This is a genomic window from Agaribacterium haliotis, assembly GCF_002312815.1.
Lineage (GTDB): Bacteria > Pseudomonadota > Gammaproteobacteria > Pseudomonadales > Cellvibrionaceae > Agaribacterium > Agaribacterium haliotis.
The window spans coordinates 56,766-76,592 of the sequence record NZ_NKQJ01000006.1 but is presented as its reverse complement, the minus strand read 5'-3'; the positions used below and the strand labels follow the sequence as shown (position 1 = coordinate 76,592).

The following is a 19,827-nucleotide window of genomic DNA, read 5'->3' as shown; positions in this document are numbered from 1 at the left end:
AGTAACAGCTGAACACTTGCTGAGCTGAATAGCCCTGGAAAATGATGTCCGAAGAGCCTCTCGATTTACCCGAAGCGGAAGCGCCGCAAGAGCGCGACAGTAAACTGCCGTTCTCGCTCGAGGCTGAGCAAAGTGTGCTCGGTGGTTTGATGCGCGATGCCAGCCATTTCGATTCAGTGCTTGAAGTTGTCAACGAAGACGACTTCTTTAAACAAAACCACCGCTTAGTGTTTCAGTGCATGAAGGCGCTGGTTGAAGCCGAGCAGCCGCTCGATGTCATCACCATTTCCGAAGCCCTAAGTCAGCGCGACGAACTTGAGCTGGTTGGCGGCCTGCCGTATTTAAGTGACCTGGCCACCAATGTGCCGGCCAGTGAAAACGTTGTTGCCTATGCCAGTATCGTGCGTGAGAACGCCACCTTCAGGCAGATTATCTCAACCGCGACGGAAATTAGCCGCGCCTCGTTTAACCCGGGCGGTTTGAGCTCGGAAGATTTGCTTTCTTTGGCCGAGCGGCGTTTTCTTGAAGTCAGCGAAGGCCGGCCCAAAGAGGGCGGTTTTGCCTACGTAAACGAGCTGCTAAAAGAGTCGCTCGAAAAAATTGACGAGCGCTATAAAAACCGCGCCGACATTACCGGTTTGGCAACCGGGCTCAATGACCTCAACGAAAAAACCTCCGGTTGGCAGCCGGGCGATTTAATTATTCTCGCTGCGCGTCCGTCGATGGGTAAAACTGCGCTGGCGCTTAACTTTGTTGAATCGGCGCTGATGACCCAGGAAAAGCCCGTGCTGGTATTTAGTCTCGAGATGCCGGCCGACTCGCTGGTGATGCGTATGATGAGTGCGATTGGCCGCATTGATCAGGGGGGGATGCGCTCGGGGCGGCTAAATGAAGACGACTGGCCCAAACTCGATTTGGCGGTGCGCAAACTCAAAGATAAAAAACTATTTATCGATGACACGCCGGGGCTTAGCCCGAGTGAAATGAAGGCGCGCACGCGCCGCGTCGCCCGTGAACACGGCAACCCGGCAATGATTATGGTCGACTACTTACAGTTGATGAGCATCAGTGGTTTTACTGAAGGCCGCACCCAGGAAATCTCAGAAATATCGCGGGCGATGAAAGCGTTGGCTCGTGACTTTAAATGCCCGGTTATTTGTTTGTCTCAGCTAAATCGCGGCGTAGAGCAGCGGCCAAATAAACGGCCAATGAGCTCTGACCTGCGTGAATCGGGTGCGATCGAGCAGGACGCCGACGTAATTATGTTTATCTACCGCGATGAATACTACAACGAAGACAGCCCGGATAAAGGTGTTGCCGAAATTATTATTGGCAAACAGCGTAACGGTGAAACCGGCACCGTCAAGGCCGCCTGGGTTGGAAAATATACGCGTTTTGAAAATTTAAGCATGGAGTATCAGGGCGCAGAGCCTTGATCGTCTTGAGCTTTTTTTGATGTCACTTTTAGCCGATTTCGGTGTTTGTTTGATAGCCTGGGAGAAACAAGCCTGTGACATATTCCCCTCTTTATTTGTTGTAAAAACTTAACGAATATAGCTTAGCTGTCGCTTCAGCCTTCATAGCGGCTCCTTGCTTTTGGACTGTCTTTCCTCTTTCTTTTTTGCGATTAAAGTCTGAGTTTTCTTGTTCCTGCTTCAGTCTTTTGTTGGTTGTTTTTGCCGCTTATCTCTTGATTAACGGCGGTGTTCGTAAACTGTGAACTTCATCGTCAAGTCTTAGCATGCCCGCTCGGTATTATGTATGCGCAATACGACCATTTTCTGTCGTCGTTTTGCCCTTCTTTCGAGACAAACAGAGATAAAAGACCCATGTTTTTTACTTCCATGCGCAAGTTGTTATTGCTTGGTGCATCCGTTTTGCTATTTGCTTGTGGCGGTGGTGTTGATGTTGATAGCAGCACAAATAACCCACCGACGGCTGAGTTTTTTTACAGTGTAAACGGGGGCCAGCTTATTCTGGACGCGTCTGAATCCTACGATTTGGATTTAAACGAACTTAGTTATACCTGGTACGTAAACGATGTTGAGCTTGAGAGCAAAACTCAATACGCCCAGCTGAGCTACGACGAAGACACGAAGTACGAAATCAAACTTGTGGTCAGTGATGGCCAAAAAGAGGGGAGCAAGACCCTGTTTGTCAATGGTCACGGTTTTGGTGTGATCACGGGCGATATTGAGCGCGGTCGTCAGCTGTATGAGAATGACCAAGTTTTAAACTGTATGAACTGTCACGGTCGTGACGGGCAGTCAACGGTTTTCAAGCCAATTAATGCAGAGGCCAAGGATTTCTTCCACAGCTCTGAACCTACTACACCGTATAAATTAAAAGACTATCTCCAACGCTTTATGCCTGATCGTTCAGGCAAGTGTGATACTCAGTGCGCAGAAGATCTCGAAGCGTATATTCGCAGCTGGATTGGGGTATTACCTGATGAGCCGAATCCAGAGCCAAGTGCAGTGCCAAGCACTGTACCGACGGCCGGTCCTCAGCCGAGCTCTGACCCCGTTCCCGGTACAAGCCCAACGCCTGTGGCATCGCCCGGTGTTAGTCCGGAGCCCCAGCCAAGTGGTGATCCACAGCCTCAGCCAAGTGATAATCCAGGTGAGCCAGTGGGCGATAGTGCCCGCGGCCAGCTCCTATATGGCGGAGAGTTAAACTGTCTTGGCTGTCACGGTGCCAGTGGTGATTCACCGATAAACCAAGCCTGGGATATTGACCCTGCAAAAACGCAGTACAAGTTGTTAAGCAGTGATGTTATTGTCGATCTCGCCAGCTTTATTTCAGCAGAGATGCCCGATAACACGGGGCGCTGTGATGCTCAGTGTGGGCTCGATATCGCTGCCTATATTAAAACCTGGCAGCCAGGCCCGCAGCCTCAGCCAAGCACTGTACCGAGTGCCGCGCCGTCCTCACTGCCTTCGGCAGCGCCGCAGCCATCAACCGCGCCAAGTGCCGAGCCTCAGCCTTCGCCAGAGCCAAGTACAGCACCGAGTGTGCGCCCATCGCCGCAGCCGTCAGTTGTTCCGAGTGCTCAGCCCTCGGTTATGCCAAGTGTGCAGCCGAGCCCACAGCCTTCATCCGAGCCGCCTATTGTTGGCGATCTTTCGCGCGGAGAAGAGCTGTATCTAAGAAGTGTTGAAATGTCCTGTGCCGGCTGTCACGGCAATGACGGTCAGTCAACGACCTTCAAAGCTATTGACGCTAATCGAAGTGAGTTTTTCCACTCAACTGAACCGGCCCAGGCTTACAGTCTGGAAGCCTATCTTGAGAAGTTTATGCCGCCTTCCGGCGGTGCCTGCGATGCCCAGTGCGCCGCAGACCTGGCGACATTTATCCGCTCGTGGGTTGCTGCGCCGGAGCCCAGCCCGGTGCCGTCAAGCGAGCCGAGCATGATGCCGCCGCAAACCGGCCTGGCCCCAATTACGGTTTCCGGTAAAGATGTACTAGTCGGTGGCGAGCCTCGAAGCCTTGCCGGTTACAGTCTGTTTTGGAGCAACACCGGTTGGGGTGGCGATAAGTTCTACAACGCCGATGTAGTGCGCGAAATGAAAGAAAACCTCGGTGCAACCATTGTGCGAGCGGCAATGGGTGTAGAGGAAAACGGTGGTTACCTGACCGACGCCAGCAATAAAGATCGCCTGAAAACAGTGGTCGATGCTGCTATTGCCAACGATATGTATGTGATTATCGACTGGCACACTCACCATGCGGAAGAGCGTAAAAGTGACGCTATTGCTTTCTTTGAAGAAATGGCGCGCCTCTACGGTGATAAACCCAATGTGATTTACGAGATCTACAACGAGCCGCTGCAGATCAGTTGGTCTCAAGTGATCAAACCCTACGCTGTGGATGTGATCGAAGCGATTCGCGCCATCGACCCGGACAACCTGATTATTGTCGGCACGCCAACCTGGTCTCAGGATGTTGATATTGCCGCGCAAGATCCGATTACAGGTTACGCCAATATTGCCTACACCCTGCACTTTTACGCAGCGACGGCCGCTCACCAGCAGCCGCTTCGCAACAAAGCTCAGGCGGCGCTCGATGCCAACCTGCCTATTTTTGTTACCGAGTGGGGCAGTGTCAGTGCCGATGGCAATGGCGGTGTTGATGCCGCAGAAACCCAGGCTTGGCTCGACTTCCTTGAGCAAAACAATATCAGCCACTTGAACTGGGCCTTTAACGATAAAGATGAAGGCTCGGCGATCTTGAAACCTGGCTCCTCGGCCACCGGCCCGTGGACAGACAACGATTTCACCGAATCGGGCAAATTGGTAACCGATGCCGTGCAAATGTGGGATGGCAATATCGATCCTATGCCTAGCCCTGCGCCTAGCACCGTACCTAGCCCGCAGCCGTCTGTTGCGCCCAGCCCAGCGCCATCTGGTGCACCGAGCCCAATGCCGTCTACGCCGCCGAACCCGGGTACTGGTGACGTTGCGCGCGGAGCCGAGCTTTACACTACCACTCACAGCTGTGCAAATTGCCACGGTGCTGACGGCAAGAGTGTTCTGCCTAATACGCCAGATATCGACCCGCTGAAAACCGCTTATAACACCGGCGGCATGAGCGTGGGGCTTGAAGCCTATATCACCGCAGAGATGCCTCGACCCGGCGTTTGTGATGCGCAGTGTGCGGCGGATGTTGCGGCCTATATTCGCAGTTGGCAGCCCGACACCGGTCCTGTGGCCTGTGATGTCGACAATACCCTGCACTACGGTCGCCGCCAGATGCGCCTGTTAACCCAGAGCGAATTCAGCAATAGCCTGCGCGATTTGCTCGGTTATGAGCTCGATTTAGCGGCAGCTGGTGTGCCGGGTAATACCCTGGTTGAAAGTTTTTCTAACCAGGTGTTAACACCCGTGACTCAAGCGCATATGGACTCCTATGTAAGCGTTGCCGAGAAGGCGGCAGAGTTTGCTGCAAGCCGTGACTTCGCCGGCATTGTTAGCTGTTCAACAACCGATGAATGCGCCGATGCTTTTGTTCAGGACTTTGCTCCGAAGGTCTATCGCCGGCCTCTGACGGCTTCAGAAGCCGAGCGCTACCGCGCTTTGTTTGACAACCGTCTTAGTGAAGGCAAGGCCGAAGAGGGCATGAAGTTGGCTCTGCGCACAGCCTTGAGCTCGCCGCACTTCCTCTATCGCTCTGAGATGGGGCAGAAAGTCAGTGAACTTCGCGACCAGATTGCCAACGGAGACCCTGTTTACCGTCCGGGTCAAACATCTCTGGTATTACAGGGCGCAAGTCTCGATACCAGTGCCGATGAGTACAAAGTGGTGCCGCTTTACGGCAACTTTGGCAGCACGGTTAACTACAACTTCACAGGTGCCGATTTAATTACCGTCAAAGCCAAAGGTGTTGAAGCCAGCGGTGCCTGGCCGAGCTTAAAACTTACCGTTGACGGCAAAGATGTTGAAATCAAACAGGTCGCTTCCGATACCGATAAGAGCTATAGCTTTTTTGTGAAAGAAGTGACGGGCAGCAATAAATACGTGCAGTTGTCGAATGAAGGCAATGGCGCCGCCCACGATACGGCTCGCGAGCTGAGCTTGTGGAGCGTAAGTTTTGCCAACGCCGAAGAAGTTGAGCAGCCGATGCCGGATGCGCGCCTCGATGACGACGCCTATGTGTTAAGCCAGTATGAACTGGCGAGCTTCCTGGCCTTTACCTACACCGGTACAACGCCGGATGACGAACTGCTCGCCGCGGCCGCGGCCAATGAGCTGCAGAGCGAAGCGCAGTTGCGTGCCCAGATACTCAGGCTGCTGGCCAGCGACAAGAGCCGCGAGCACTTTGGTGAGTTTGCCGCCCAGTGGTTGCACGCCGATCTGGTTCTGTCTGCCGCCAAAGATGCAATGCTATTTGATGACTTCAGCAGCGAAGTGCGCCAAGCGATGTCGACGGAAGTGCGCGAAATCTTTAGGCACGTGATGTTTGATGGCTCGCAGCCGGTTAGCAACCTCTACGGCGACTTTAGCTTTATGAACAAGGCGCTGGCAGATTTTTACGGCATCAGTGGCCCCAGTGGTGATGCTTTTGTCAAAGTCGACAACTTAAGTGAGCGCGGCGGCATTATCACCTCCGGTGCGTTTATGGCAGGTTTTGCCGGCGATAAAGAAGCCTCACCGATCAAGCGTGCCGTACGCGTACGCGAGAACTTGCTGTGTCAGAAAGTTCCGCCTATGCCGACCGACATCCCGCTGCAGCGCGAAGGCGCAGCCGAAGCTCTGGAGCAATATATTCAGGAGCAGGGTGGAACCATTACCAACCGCCAGCGCTACCACTTCTTAACCAAGGATGAGCCCTGCAGCGCGTGTCACGAAGCCATTATCAACCCGCACGGTTTTGGTATGGAAGACTTCGATGCGGTTGGCCGCAAACGCACGGACGATGCCAACGGTTTGGTGATCGACGCGATGGGCGAGCTGGTCGGAACCTCCAGTTTGACTGACGGCAATGTTGAAAGCTTTAGTGGTGCCAAGCAGTTCTCGGCCCTGGTAGCTTCGCTGCCCGGCTCGACCGATTGTTTTACTCAGAAGGGCTTCCGTTTTGTCATGGGCATAGGGCACGAGTACTTTGACCACATCGCCATTGACGCGCCGGTACTCGGCAGTGAAGAAAAAGCCGCCTACAGCTGCAGCCTCGAAGCGATGAGCGCTGAAATGCAAGGTGCGAACAACAATGCCAAGGCCGCGTTTACTGCCTTGGGTGTACGCGACATCGTTCGCTACCGCAAACAGCGTTAAAAGGAGCGATTGCCATGAGTAAACAAAATCAAATGTTGGAACGTCGTCGTTTCTTGAAAACCGCTGCCAAGGCCGGCTTAAGCCTGCCTTTCCTGCAGGCTTCAACGTTTGCGACCGGTATGATGTTAGGTCGCAGCGCCCAGGCGGCCAGCGGCAGCTTAAAGCGTGTTATCAATGTCTATATTCCCGGTGGCACGCCGTTTTCCGGTGGTCAAAGCCAGTGGTTGCCGTCCGACGGCATGACGATGAACACGGTTACAGCGCCGCTGGAAAGCGTTAAACAGCACTGCATCTTTTTTAAGGGCACGGCCATCACCAACTCAGGTGGCGACGGTGTCGGCGGCCACGGCAATACGGCCAAGGCTTTTGGCGGCTCCGGTTTTAGCAATACCTTTGATGTTGAGCTCGAGCGCTTGCTCGGTCAGAGCTCGCCGTTCCCGTCGCTGTTGTTGGGGGCCCAAAGTTCTGGTCACGGTTCGGCAACTAAAAAAGGCGGTCAGGAAATTGTCTACCAGGACAACCCCAAGGCCGCGTTTGATCGTTTGTTTGGTTCTGCCACCAATGTTAGCTCTGTTGGCATCCAGCGCTCTCAAAGCATGATGGATGTGCACAAGGCCGAGCTTGAGGCACTTAAAAATGTACTCGGCTCAGCCGAAAGTGAGCGCTTAAACGAACACCTTGCCAGTGTGGAAAAAATTAAAGCGCGTTTGGATCAGCAGGCCGAAGGTGAATTAAACCCAGCCTGTGTCAACCCAGACTGGAACCTCGGCGGTTTTGTTTACGACGCCAATAACACAACACGTTTTACCACCGAGGCCAAGCTGCAGATAGACAACGCGATTTTGGCGTTGAAGTGTAATTTAACCAATGTTGTATCGCTGATGCTCGGCAACCACCAGGGCACACACGCGATTCCAGAGCTAAATTACACCGCTGATTATCACCAGAGTATTCACGGAGGCCAGGCCGGTGCTTTTGCCGAGACACGCGCGCACCTGTCGAGCATAGTCGCCTACCTGATTTCCGAGCTTGAAAAAGCCTCGGACGATATGGGCAATAGCCTGCTCGATTCAACCTTGGTGTTCCAGAGTACGGACATGGGTAACGGCGATGCTCACACCAGTACCGACGCCCCCGTTATGTTGGCCGGTGGTGGCTCCGCTATTCGCGGTGGTCAAGTGGTTGAAACCGGTCGCCATATGAATGTAATCGACACCATGAGCGAAGCTTTGGGCATCAGTGCTCAGGTTCCCCAATACGGTCAGGGCGCCGTTACCGGCGTTATTGCCTAATGCTCCTTGTGCGACCAGGTTCAGCTTGGTCGCACTTTTTTGATTTTCCCCGCGCTTTTCTCCCTGCTTTAAGACTCAACGCTGCTTTTATTTGGGCCAGCGACGCTTTTATATTGCTATTTTGTTGCTGTATTTGCCGGCGCCGTTAAGTCAGTGCAATCAATTTGTAGTTACTTTCGTTAACTCTACTGACAGAGGGTGTCAGTAGCCTGCTGTTAGGCTATGCCTATTGTTTGTTCTGACAGCTGAGGGATCTTAGCCAGATGTATATACTTTACTCATCGCCCGTATGCCCGCATTCGCGCAGGGTTATTGCCCTGCTTGAACAGGCGCAGCTGCCCTATCGCGCCAATTTGGTTACGCGTTTTGCCAATCAGTTGCAGCGCCCGGAGTTTGTTGCACTGAACCCCAACGCTCAGGTGCCTGTGTTTTTAGATGACAACTTTTCACTGTTTGAGTCCAATGCCATTTTGCGCTATCTGTGCAACTATCACGAGCTGAGCCAGTGGTACCCTGAGGACGCCAGTAAACGGGCGCTGGTGGATCAGTGGCTCGATTGGAATCAGTGTCAGTTAAGTCCACTGCTGCCATCGTTTGATATAGGCCCGGCGCCGCAGTCTCAGCAGCGACTTGAAGATTTACTGGACCTGTTGGCCGAACACCTGTGGGACAAAAACTATATGTGTGGCGCCGAGCTCAGTATCGCCGACTTATCCGTTGCCAGTAATATTGCTCAGCTGGAGTATGTCGGTGTCGAACTCGAGCTTGCGCCGCTTAAATTGTGGTACCAGCGCATGTTGGCGCTACCGGGCTTTTACAAAACCTTGACCAGTATGTACGAGGAAGAGCATGCATCCTACGCATCGCTTGTTTAGCATTATTCAAGTTTTGCGCTCGGCGCGCCAGCCGGTGTTGGCGCAGGAACTGGCGCAGCAGTTTGAAGTGTCGGTGCGCACCATCTACCGCGATATCGCCGAGCTGCAAAATCAGCACCTGCCGGTTGTCGGTGAAGCGGGCATTGGTTATGTGTTAAAAAAAGGCCACGACTTGCCGCCGTTAATGCTGACGCCCGATGAGCTCGACGCGGTTTTGCTCGGCATTAATTGGGTTAGCCAGCGCGGCGACGAGAGCTTAAATAAGGCCAGCAAAAGCCTGCTTAATAAAATTCGCGACGTGGTGCCAGAGCACCTGCAGAGTGTTATTTTAAACGAAGCTAGCTTGGCACCGAGCTATCGCCAGGTATTTAACGACAGCCTGGATATGAGCCGCCTGCGCGAAGCCATACGCCGTGCGCAAAAAATAAAAATTCGCTACTGCAATGCCCAGGGTGAGTCCAGCGAGCGCATTATCTGGCCGTTTATGCTCGCCTATTTTGATGTCTCCCGGCTAATTTGCGCCTGGTGTGAATACCGGCAAAACTTTCGCCATTTTCGCAGCGATCGCATCGCCGAAATCAGTTACCTCGATCAATACTTTGAACCGTCGTCAGAAGAATTAAAAAAGCGCTGGCGCAAACAGCAAGCAGAGTGCGAGTGCCCGTCAAGCGAAAAAACTCCCGAGCGCACAGCAACAACTTCGCGCGATAAGCTTGTTGAGATGGCCTAGCCCGGCTGTGTTACAGCGCTCGATTTTGTTTTGCTCTCAGGCGAGCCGGCTTTCTTGATAATCGTCTAAGTTTTGCTCGCCTTTGTTGAGTCGCCAGGCTATCGGCGCTAAACTCCGCGCCATCTTTCCGACGGTGCTAACGCCATGCATGTATTTCACCATATCGAATCGGTGCGCAAGGCCCTGCAGCAGGCTCGCAGTGAATCCAAGCGCATTGCTTTTGTGCCGACGATGGGCAATTTGCACGAGGGGCATTTGGCTCTGGTGCGCCAGGCTCAGCAGGCGGCGGATGTGGTTATTGTCAGTATCTTTGTCAACCGCCTGCAATTTGGCTTAAACGAAGACTGGGACAAATACCCGCGCACCCTCGAACAGGACATTGCCAAGCTCGAAGCGGTGAACTGCGACATGCTGTTCTATCCCGAAGAGCAGGAAATCTACCCCAATGGCATGGATGAGCAGACCCGGGTCGTTGTACCGACGATGACGGATGTCTTGTGCGGCGCTTCGCGCCCCGATCACTTTGAAGGCGTGACCACGGTGGTTAGCAAGCTGTTTAACATTGTTCAGCCCGATGTCGCGGTTTTTGGTTTAAAGGATTTTCAGCAGCTGGCGGTTGTGCGGCGTATGGCCGAAGACCTGTGCATGCCGGTTGAGATTCAGGCGGCGCCGATTGCCCGCGAGGACGACGGCCTGGCGCGCAGCTCGCGCAACCGCTATATCAGCGAAGATGAAAGGCCGCGCGCCACTGTGCTTTATCAGAGCCTCAAGTGGTTAAAAGCCGAAGTCGATGGCGGCAACCTGGCTTTTAGAGAGCTGGAGCAAGAAGCGAAAGCGCGCATTGAGGCGCAGGGCTTTCGTGTTGATTATTTGAAGTTGTGTGAAGCACACAGCCTGGAGCCTGCGGCCGAAGATGACGCCGAGCTCTGCGTATTGGGTGCGATGTATACCTCAGCGGCTCGTTTGATAGATAATATCGCTTTCTCTCGAGCGCTGACTGAACAAGAGTTGTAAGTGTATGAATATCACTCTGCTGAAAGGCAAACTGCATATGGCCCGGGTTACTCAGGCCGAGCTCTGGTACGACGGTTCCTGTGCAATCGACGAAAACCTGGTCAAACTTGCTGGTCTGCGCGAATTTGAGCGCATTGATATCTACAATGTCGACAACGGCGAGCGTTTTACGACCTATGTCATTCTCGCTGAGGCCGGTTCCGGTACCATCTCTATGAACGGGGCCGCCGCGCGCAAAGTACAGGTTGGTGACCGCGTTATTATCGCCGCCTATGCCGATATGAGCGAAGCTGAGGCCGACGAGTTCAAACCCAAGTTGGTGTATCTCGGCGATGACAACAAGGTTGAGCGCTCAGCTAACACCATAGCCGTGCAGCGCGCTTGATGCTCCAAACGCGGCTATGCAATATGCCCGGCAGGCGCTTTGTGGTTAAATCCTAATAAATGCGGGCAAGGCCCCGCGAAACGTTGAAGTGAAGGAAGCTCTTATGGCCAAAGCAGAACGCATCTTTGTGGTCGTCGACCCGTCTAGCAACCAACATCCGGCCCTCGACCGCGTGATACGCACCGCTGTGCTGCGCCCCGAAATGCCAGTGGTAAAGGTGTTTATCGCCGTCGACAGTGAATCGACCGATACCCGCGCAGTAAACGACAACCTCTTTCGCCATGAGAGCTGGTTTGGCGAGGAAATTCGCGGCCCTCTGGAGAAAGCCGGCATTGAGTACAGCCTTGAAATCAGCTGGTCTGGCGAATGGCAAAAGAGCATCGTGCAGGCATCCAAAGCTTTTGGCACCGATCGCATTTATCTGCCTGTGCACGAGCGCAGCGAGAGCACCAGTCGCTTTAGTTTCAGCGAGAGTCAGTGGGATCTGTTAAAAACCGCTGAATGCCCGGTGGTTTTGATTCAGCCCGGCGCCAAAGAAGACCGCAAGGTGGTGCTCGCCGCCGTTAATTTCCAGGCACTTTCCGACGAGCAGCGCGCGCTGAACAAAAGTATTTTGCACTGGGGCAAAGAAGTGGCCGAGATGTACAAGGCCGAATTCCACGTCGTTAACGCTTACCTCGATTCGATGAACTACCCGGATCGCGGCCGCCTCGCCAATGAAACTGGCTTGAGCTCAGACCGCATTCACGTCGAGGCCGGTTATACCGATGAAAGTGTCAGTGCCGTTGCCGACCGCATTAATGCCGATCTTGTAGTGATGGGCTCTCTCGGTCAAAACGGTCTGACCGGCAGTCGCCGCCGCGGCAATACCGCTGCGCGTGTGATCGCCGCATTGAAGCAAGATATTATGGTGGTTAACCACTAAGCTTGCCGCGTCTCTTTTTTACTGTCGTCACGACAAGTTGAACTGCCAGCGCCTTGGGCTTATGCTCGGGGCGTTTTTGTATCCGGGGCCGGCAAGAGGCTAGCTCCGCTCCTTCTGGGGCAAAGCGGATTTATTCGTAACTTATTATTCGTATAACTATTTATGCGTGTAAGTCTGTAACCGGGCCCCTTATTTATAACAATAAAACCGGAGGCTAAGAGATGAGCCATACCGAGCTGTACCCTGTCGATCACACTGTTAGCAAAAACGCGCTGATCGACAAAACCACCTATGACAGGCTCTATCGACAGAGCATAGAAAAGCCCGATCAATTCTGGGCCGAACAGGCCGAGCGCTTTTTAAGCTGGGAGCGGCCCTGGCAGCAGGTCAGCGAGTTTAACTTCGAGCTCGGTGAGGCGGCCTGGTTTAGCGGCGCCAAGCTCAATGTCAGTTACAATTGCATAGATCGGCACCTGCCCGAGCGCGCGCAGCAGGTAGCGCTAATCTGGGAGGGCGACGAGCCGAGCGACGAGCTGCACGTGAGTTACGCCGAGCTTCACAAGCAGGTTTGCCTGATGGCCAACGCGTTAAAAAAACGCGGTGTAAAAAAGGGCGATCGCGTGTGTATCTACATGCCGATGATTGTTGAGGCGGCTTATGCAATGCTCGCCTGCGCGCGCATTGGCGCCGTGCACAGTGTGGTGTTTGGCGGCTTTTCTCCCGAGGCTTTAAAAGACCGTATTCTCGATTCCGACTGCCAGCTTGTTATTACCGCCGATGAAGGCGTGCGCGGAGGTAAACGCATCGCGCTTAAAAGCAACGTTGATGCGGCGGTTGATCAGTGCCCGAATGTGCACAGCGTACTGGTTGTCCGGCGCACGGGCGGCAGCATAGTCTGGCACAAAAAACGCGATTGCTGGTGGCACGAAATTAAAACGCAAGTCAGCGGCGACTGTGCCCCCGAGCCAATGCAGGCTGAAGATCCTCTTTTTATCCTCTACACCTCCGGCTCAACCGGCAAACCCAAAGGCGTTTTACACACAAGTGCTGGTTATCTGCTACAGGCGGCGATGACTCACAAATATGTATTTGACTATCGCGACGGTGAAATTTACTGGTGTACGGCTGACGTTGGTTGGGTTACCGGCCACAGCTACATTGTTTACGGGCCGCTGGCCAACGGCGCCACAACGCTGATGTTTGAGGGGGTGCCGACCTATCCCGACGCCGGCCGCTGCTGGGCGGTCTGCGACAAACACAAGGTCTCGATTTTTTATACAGCACCGACGGCTATTCGTGCCCTAATGGGCCAGGGCGATCAGTTTGTAAAGGCTCACTCGCGTTCTAGCTTACGGATATTGGGCACAGTGGGTGAGCCCATCAATCCCGAGGCCTGGCATTGGTACCACAGTATTGTCGGTGACGGGCGCTGCCCTATTGTTGATACCTGGTGGCAAACAGAAACCGGCGCCCATATGCTCAGCCCGCTGCCGGGGGCTACCGACTTAAAACCCGGCTCGGCGACGCTGCCATTTTTTGGTATTGAGCCGGTGCTGCTCGATGAGAACGGGCAGGAGGTCGACGGCGAAGGCGAAGGTGCACTGGCGATTAAACGCTCCTGGCCGAGTCAGATTCGCACGGTCTACGGCGATCACCAGCGCTTGATTGATACCTATTTCAGTACTTACCCAGGTTATTATTTTACCGGTGACGGCGCCCGACGCGACGCCGATGGCTATTACTGGATTACCGGTCGGGTCGACGATGTGCTCAATGTCAGCGGCCACCGCATGGGCACGGCCGAGGTGGAAAGTGCCCTGGTCGAGCATACAAAAGTAGCTGAGGCTGCCGTTGTCGGTTATCCCCACGATATCAAAGGCCAGGGCATTTACGCCTATGTGATGCTGATGGACGGCGCCGAAGTCGACGACAAACTCACTTGGGAGCTGATTGCCCTGTGTGTGAAAGAGATTGGCCCAATCGCCAAACCCGACCTGATTCAAATTGCCCCGGGCCTGCCTAAAACACGATCGGGCAAGATTATGCGCCGGATCTTGCGCAAAATTGCCGCCAATGAACTCGACAACCTCGGCGATACCTCAACCCTGGCCGACCCTTCGGTGGTGCAGCGCTTAATCGAAGCGCGTTTAAATCAGTAAGCTTGAGCCCGCTTGTTATCCAGGCGGGCTGGGCCCTGTTGTTGTGCGGCTCATCAATCAAACTACCTCGGCTGCGAACTTTGACGTAAACTCTGATTAAGTACTCAAATAAAAGGAGAGCGCTTTGTCAGACCGTATCAGCGCCCGAGTCATACCGCAAAAAGCCCTCGAAGTATTATCTCAAATTGAAGTTGCCCGCCTTGCCGAAGCCAATAGCAGTGAGCTCTACGATATTTTTCGCCGCTGCGCGCTTGCGGTGCTAAATACCGGTTCACAGACCGATAGCACCAAAGAGGTTTTGGATGCGCACAAGGATTTTGCTATCCGTGTTGTGGCCCAAGAGCGCGGCGTCAAGCTCGATGTCGAAAATGCGCCGGCCTGCGCATTTGTAGATGGCGATATGATTGCCGGTATTCAAGAGCACCTGTACAGCGTGCTGCGCGATATTGTTTATATTAACAACGAGCTCAAAGAAAATCGCGATTTTGATTTTTCAAGCTCCGCAGGTATTACCAATGGGGTGTTTCATATTCTGCGCAACGCAGGTTTACTGGCAACCGATAAAAGCCCTAATGTTGTTGTGTGCTGGGGCGGCCACAGCATAGGCCCGGTCGAATACGATTACAGCAAAGAAGTTGGTTACGAACTCGGCCTGAGATCAATGGATATCTGTACCGGTTGCGGCCCGGGGGCGATGAAAGGGCCGATGAAAGGCGCAACCATTGCCCACGCGAAGCAGCGCTGGGACGGGCGCTATATTGGTATTACTGAACCTGGCATTATCGCCGCCGAGTCGCCGAACCCCATCGTCAACAAACTTATTATTATGCCGGACATCGAAAAGCGCCTTGAAGCGTTTGTGCGTGTCGGGCACGGCATTGTTGTATTTCCCGGCGGCGTTGGTACGGCCGAAGAAATTCTCTATATTTTATCGTTACTGCTTAACCCCAAAAATAATGCTGTGCCTTTCCCGCTGGTCTTTACCGGGCCTGCCGAATCTGAAGAGTACTTTAAACAGATTGATCAGTTTATCGCTTCGACACTGGGGCCCGATGCCCAGAAGCGCTACAAAATTATTATTGACGATCCGGTCGCCGTTGCACGCCATATGAAAGAGCAGCTGCACTCGGTGAAAAACTTCCGGCGCTCGACCCACGATGCTTATTATTTTAACTGGGTGCTCGATACCGCTGAAGATGTACAGCAGCCGTTTGTTCCAACCCATGACAATATGGCCGCGTTGAATTTACACAAAGATCAAAGCGCCTATGAATTGGCGGTGAATTTACGCAAGGCCTTTAGCGGCATCGTCGATGGCAATGTTAAAGAGCACGGCATTCAAGCCATCGCTGAAAAAGGCCCCTATGAATTAAGTGGTGACGATGAGATTATGAAACCACTGTCGGCGCTGCTTGAAAGTTTTGTTAAACAAAAACGTATGAAAATCCCAACCAGCGACTACGTACCGTGTTACAAGTTGGTCTAGAGCGTATATGAGTGATACAGACAACGATTTTTTGTCCTTGCTCGGCGATGACGCCAAAGAAATCGAGCCTTTAAATAGTGATAAGCGTCACCAGCTTGGGCACAAAAAAGACGATCAAAAAAGTATTCAACACAAGCAGCAGCGGGCAATAAGTTTTGGCGACAGCGGTGAAGCGACGGACCCTTTGGCTGACACTGAAATCCCCATGCTCAAGCCGCTGGACTTGCTCGCCTTTCAGCGCCCCGGCGTGCAGCATGGGGTCTACAAAAACTTGCGCTTGGGCAAATACAACATTGATGCGACTCTGGATTTACACCGTATGACGGTTGAAGAAGCGCGGCGCAGACTGTATCGCTTTGTGCAAGATTGCCTCGACAACGACGTGCGCACAGCACTGGTAACCCATGGCAAGGGTGAACTTAGGGAAAAACCGGCTCTGCTAAAAAGCTGCGTGGCGCACTGGTTACCGCAGATAGACGAAGTGCTCGCCTTTCATACCGCACAGAAACACCACGGCAGTTACGGGGCAACTTACGTGCTGTTAAAAAAGAGCGAAAAGAAAAAACAGCAGAACCGGGAAAAAATCAAAAACGCGCCGCGCGGCTAACAGCCCCTGTCTGTGGCGCGCCTTTTTTTGCTTGTCAATTAGTTCGGTTTTTTCAGGCTAGACTAGCGCCTGCTCTTTCTCTTGTGTTTCTTGCCCGCTTGATTTTTGCTGCTTGGGCAATAACTGCTGGCGAAGTTTGGCCGCGGCGCTGACCATCGTGCTAAGTGCGGCAAGGACTTCTGGCCACTGGCGGGTTTTCAGGCCGCAGTCCGGGTTGACCCAGAGCCTGTCGATATCAATATTGCTTGCCGCTTTGTTGATTAGCTCTACGATCTGGTTTTCTGTCGGTATATTGGGTGAGTGAATATCGTAGACTCCGGGGCCAATTTCATTTGGGTAATTAAAGTCTTCAAACGCGGCGAGCAAGCGCATTTTTGAGCGCGAGGTCTCGATGGTGATGACATCGGCATCCATTGCGGCAATGCTTTGGATAATGTCATTAAAATTCGAATAACACATATGCGTGTGTATTTGAGTTTCATCTTTGACGCCGTTTGCACAGATGCGAAAGCTTGCGACTGCCCAGTGTAGGTAGTCTTGCCACTGACTTTTGCGCAGCGGTAGGCCTTCGCGCAGCGCGGCTTCATCCACCTGAATAATTTTAATACCGGCTTGTTCCAGCTCCAGTACTTCGTCGCGTATGGCAAGGGCTAGCTGTTTACAAGTGCTTGCGCGAGCTTGGTCGTCGCGAACAAAAGACCAATTTAAAATGGTCACAGGCCCGGTAAGCATGCCTTTTACAGGCTTGCAGCTAAGGCTTTGCGCGTAGTGTGCCCACTTTACTGTCATCGCCTGGGGGCGGCTGACATCGCCGTAAATAATCGGCGGTTTAACACAGCGCGAGCCATAGCTCTGCACCCAGCCGTAGTCACTAAATGCAATTCCGTTAAGTTGTTCGCCAAAGTATTCAACCATGTCGTTGCGCTCGGCCTCGCCGTGCACTAATACGTCCAGGCCGAGCTGTTCTTGTGTTTTTATCGCAAAGGCGATTTCTTTTTTTATCCAGCTTTCGTAGTCGTTGGCACTGAGTTTGCCGGCTTTAAATGCGCGCCGTTTTTGGCGGATTTCAGCTGTCTGCGGGAAGGAGCCGATGGTTGTGGTTGGCAGCGGCGGTAAATTTAATTGTTGCCGCTGGATTTTGTTGCGCTCAGCAAATACGGATTGGCGCGCCTCAATACTTGGCTTAAGTGCATCGAGCCGGTCTTGTACTTGCTTGTTGTGAACGCGGGTGCTGTTGTGGCGCTGGCTGAGCGCGAGGCGGTTTTGCTCAAGTTCTTCTGCGACACTTTGGCGGCCGCAGTTGAGCGCCTGTGCCAACAGCTGCAGCTCTTCAAGTTTTTGTTGGGCAAATGCCAGCCAGTTTTTTATCTCGGCGTCTAAGTTGGTTTCGCTGTTAAGGTCGACAGGCACATGCAAGAGCGAGCACGACGGCGCCAGCCATAGACGCTCTTTAAGTTTGAGCGCTATCGGCTCAAGTTTATCAAGTAGTTTGTTTAAATCGCTTTTCCAAATATTGCGCCCATCAATGACGCCCAGCGAAAGCACTTTGTGCGCAGGCAGGCAATCGATAACTTTATCGAGCTCTTTGTCGGCGCGTACGGCATCGAGGTGCAGGCCGGCAACGGGTAAATCAAGGCTTAACTGGAGGTTGTCTTGAAGTTCGCCAAAGTAGCTGGCAAGAAGAATATTGATAGCGCTGTCTTTAAGTTGCTGATAGCTGTGTTCAAAGGCCTGCTGCCAGCGCTTGTCTAAGTCTAAGCACAGTATCGGCTCGTCGATTTGCAGCCACTGAACACCGGCGTCAAACAGCTGTTGCAGCAATTGCTGATAAACCGGTAGCAGGCGCTCAAGCAGGGCGAGTTTGTCGCTGTTGTCGCTGCTTTGGCCTAGGTACAAATACGTTAGCGGGCCGATAATGACCGGCTTGAATTTAGCTATTTGCCCCAGGGATTTAGCTTCAGTCAGTTGTGACAGCAATTCCGAGCTGTGTAGTTCAAATTCGCTGTGCTGGCTGAACTCGGGCACGATGTAGTGATAATTTGTATCGAACCATTTTTTTAAGGCGCCAGCTTCACAGCTGAGCTTGTTGTTGTCGCCCGCACTTTGTCCGCGGGCACTGCGGAAATAGTTGTCCAAGGCGCTGGCTGAACGGCAGGCGCGCTGCGGCAAGTTGCCGAGCAGTGCGCTCATATCCAGTACCTGATCGTAATAGGAAAAGTCGCCAAGCGGAATAAAGTCCAGCTGCGCTTGAGCCTGCCAGTTTTGCTGTCTCAAATTTTTGGCGCGCTCGCGCAGCTGCGCTTCGTTTATCTCTTCGCGCCAATACGCTTCCTGGGCAAATTTCAGTTCGCGCTTGGCGCCGATGCGAGGAAAACCTAAGTTGTGGGTCAGTGCCATAATTATTCCTTTGTTGTTAATAGGCCACGGGCTGTTTTTGTCAGTGTTTTACCGCTGATTTTTGTTGCTACGCAGTCTAGTGCTGGTTTTTGTTGAATAAAAATGGTTAAAATTCAAGATCCTATGAATATGGTTCATTGATGTGATTGAAAGAATTCACCTGCAGATCATGACGGAGCTGGAGCGCTGCGGCTCACTGACGGCGGCCGCCGATAAGCTGTGCTTAACCCAAAGCGCGCTGAGTCACAGCATAAAAAAACTTGAGCAACAGTTTGGCGCAGCGCTCTGGCAAAAACAGGGGCGAAGCCTGCGCTTTACTCAGGCCGGCGAACACGTGTTGCGCTCAGCAAAACGCCTGTTGCCCCAGCTTGAACAGCTCGATGCAAGTCTGTTGCGCTATGCGGCTGGGCAAAAAGCGCTGCTGCGCATCGGCATGGAATGTCACCCCTGTTACCGCTGGTTGCTGCGGGTGCTCGAAGTGTATTTACAGTCGTGGGCTGAGGTCGACGTTGATGTGCGCCAGCGCTTTCAGTTTGGCGGCTTGGCGGCGCTGTTTAATTATGAAATTGATATGTTGGTAACGCCCGACCCCCTGCGCAAAGAAGGCATTGTTTACGAACCTGTATTTGCATATGAGCAGGTACTGGTTGTCGCCAAAGAGCACGAACTGGCAGAGTGCGACTTTGTTGAAGCCGAGCAGCTGGCCGATCAGTGTTTATTTTCTTACCCCGTTGAAAGCAGCCGTCTGGATATCTTCTCTCGCTTATTGGTGCCGGCGGGTATTAGTCCGCGCCAGCACAAGCATGTCGAAGCGACAGAGATTATGATGCAACTGGTTGCTGCCGGTCGCGGTGTTGCCGCGTTGCCGCGCTGGCTGGCGGATGAATTTTCGCAGAGCTTGAACATTAAAGCGCTGAGCCTGGGGCAGTACGGTATCGATAAAAATATTTATCTGGGCTTTCGCTGTGGCGAACAGCAACAAGCGCATGTACAGGCGCTGCTGGCGCTGGCCAAAAAAACAGAATAATTTTTTCTGTATATTTATTTAGCAAAGTGGACTGACTACAATAGCAACAGTTATTTGAGTTACAGCCTTATTTCGCACTGCTTTTTGTAGTTGCACTATCGTAGTTGCGCTATCGTAGTTGAATTATTGTAGCTGCATAATTGTAGTTACATTATTTAGC

13 protein-coding genes are annotated in these 19,827 nt (G+C 52.9%); 12 read left to right on the top strand and 1 reads right to left on the bottom strand.

Annotation, left to right across the window (positions count from 1 at the left end):
* Positions 1–44 precede the first annotated feature (44 nt).
* The 11 genes from dnaB to smrA all read left to right on the top strand — a co-directional run bounded on the left by dnaB (position 45) and on the right by smrA (position 16,243).
* On the top strand, positions 45–1,436 hold the full coding sequence (gene dnaB, locus CFK45_RS08500; protein WP_096086163.1) for a replicative DNA helicase: 1,392 nt from the start codon (positions 45–47) through the stop codon (positions 1,434–1,436).
* Between the two features lie 393 nt (positions 1,437–1,829).
* The gene (locus CFK45_RS18800) at positions 1,830–6,770 is read left to right on the top strand and encodes a cellulase family glycosylhydrolase (RefSeq protein WP_096086020.1); all 4,941 of its coding nucleotides are present in this window, start codon (positions 1,830–1,832) and stop codon (positions 6,768–6,770) included.
* 14 nt (positions 6,771–6,784) lie between these two features.
* Positions 6,785–8,062 carry a DUF1552 domain-containing protein gene (locus CFK45_RS08490; RefSeq protein WP_096086019.1) on the top strand — a complete coding sequence of 426 codons (1,278 nt, stop codon included), beginning with the start codon at positions 6,785–6,787 and terminating at the stop codon, positions 8,060–8,062.
* Positions 8,063–8,325: 263 nt separating this feature from the next.
* Positions 8,326–8,937 (top strand): glutathione S-transferase family protein, encoded by a 612-nt coding sequence (locus tag CFK45_RS08485; protein ID WP_096086018.1) that lies wholly within the window; start codon positions 8,326–8,328, stop codon positions 8,935–8,937.
* Positions 8,912–9,667, top strand: coding sequence for a helix-turn-helix transcriptional regulator (locus tag CFK45_RS08480; RefSeq protein ID WP_096086017.1), 756 nt, complete (start codon positions 8,912–8,914; stop codon positions 9,665–9,667). Before CFK45_RS08485 ends, CFK45_RS08480 begins: the two co-directional genes overlap by 26 nt.
* Positions 9,668–9,811: 144 nt before the next feature.
* The gene (panC, locus tag CFK45_RS08475; protein WP_096086016.1) at positions 9,812–10,681 is read left to right on the top strand and encodes a pantoate--beta-alanine ligase; all 870 of its coding nucleotides are present in this window, start codon (positions 9,812–9,814) and stop codon (positions 10,679–10,681) included.
* A 4-nt stretch (positions 10,682–10,685) separates the two neighbouring features.
* On the top strand, positions 10,686–11,066 hold the full coding sequence (panD, locus tag CFK45_RS08470) for an aspartate 1-decarboxylase (protein WP_096086015.1): 381 nt from the start codon (positions 10,686–10,688) through the stop codon (positions 11,064–11,066).
* 103 nt (positions 11,067–11,169) lie between these two features.
* The gene (locus tag CFK45_RS08465; RefSeq protein WP_096086014.1) at positions 11,170–11,991 is read left to right on the top strand and encodes a universal stress protein; all 822 of its coding nucleotides are present in this window, start codon (positions 11,170–11,172) and stop codon (positions 11,989–11,991) included.
* 221 nt (positions 11,992–12,212) lie between these two features.
* Positions 12,213–14,150, top strand: coding sequence for an acetate--CoA ligase (gene acs, locus CFK45_RS08460; protein WP_096086013.1), 1,938 nt, complete (start codon positions 12,213–12,215; stop codon positions 14,148–14,150).
* Between the two features lie 124 nt (positions 14,151–14,274).
* A complete protein-coding gene (gene ppnN, locus CFK45_RS08455) occupies positions 14,275–15,636 on the top strand; it encodes a nucleotide 5'-monophosphate nucleosidase PpnN (protein WP_096086012.1) in 1,362 nt (453 codons plus the stop codon).
* Between the two features lie 7 nt (positions 15,637–15,643).
* Positions 15,644–16,243, top strand: a complete 600-nt coding sequence (gene smrA, locus CFK45_RS08450; RefSeq protein ID WP_096086011.1) for a DNA endonuclease SmrA — start codon at positions 15,644–15,646, stop codon at positions 16,241–16,243.
* Positions 16,244–16,300: 57 nt separating this feature from the next.
* Here the strand turns inward: smrA and metE are convergent, their stop codons facing one another.
* Positions 16,301–18,640, bottom strand: a complete 2,340-nt coding sequence (gene metE, locus CFK45_RS08445) for a 5-methyltetrahydropteroyltriglutamate--homocysteine S-methyltransferase (RefSeq protein ID WP_096086010.1) — start codon at positions 18,638–18,640, stop codon at positions 16,301–16,303.
* 142 nt (positions 18,641–18,782) lie between these two features.
* Between metE and CFK45_RS08440 the strand changes: the two genes are divergently transcribed.
* Positions 18,783–19,667, top strand: coding sequence for a LysR family transcriptional regulator (locus tag CFK45_RS08440; protein ID WP_096086009.1), 885 nt, complete (start codon positions 18,783–18,785; stop codon positions 19,665–19,667).
* Positions 19,668–19,827: the final 160 nt, after the last annotated feature.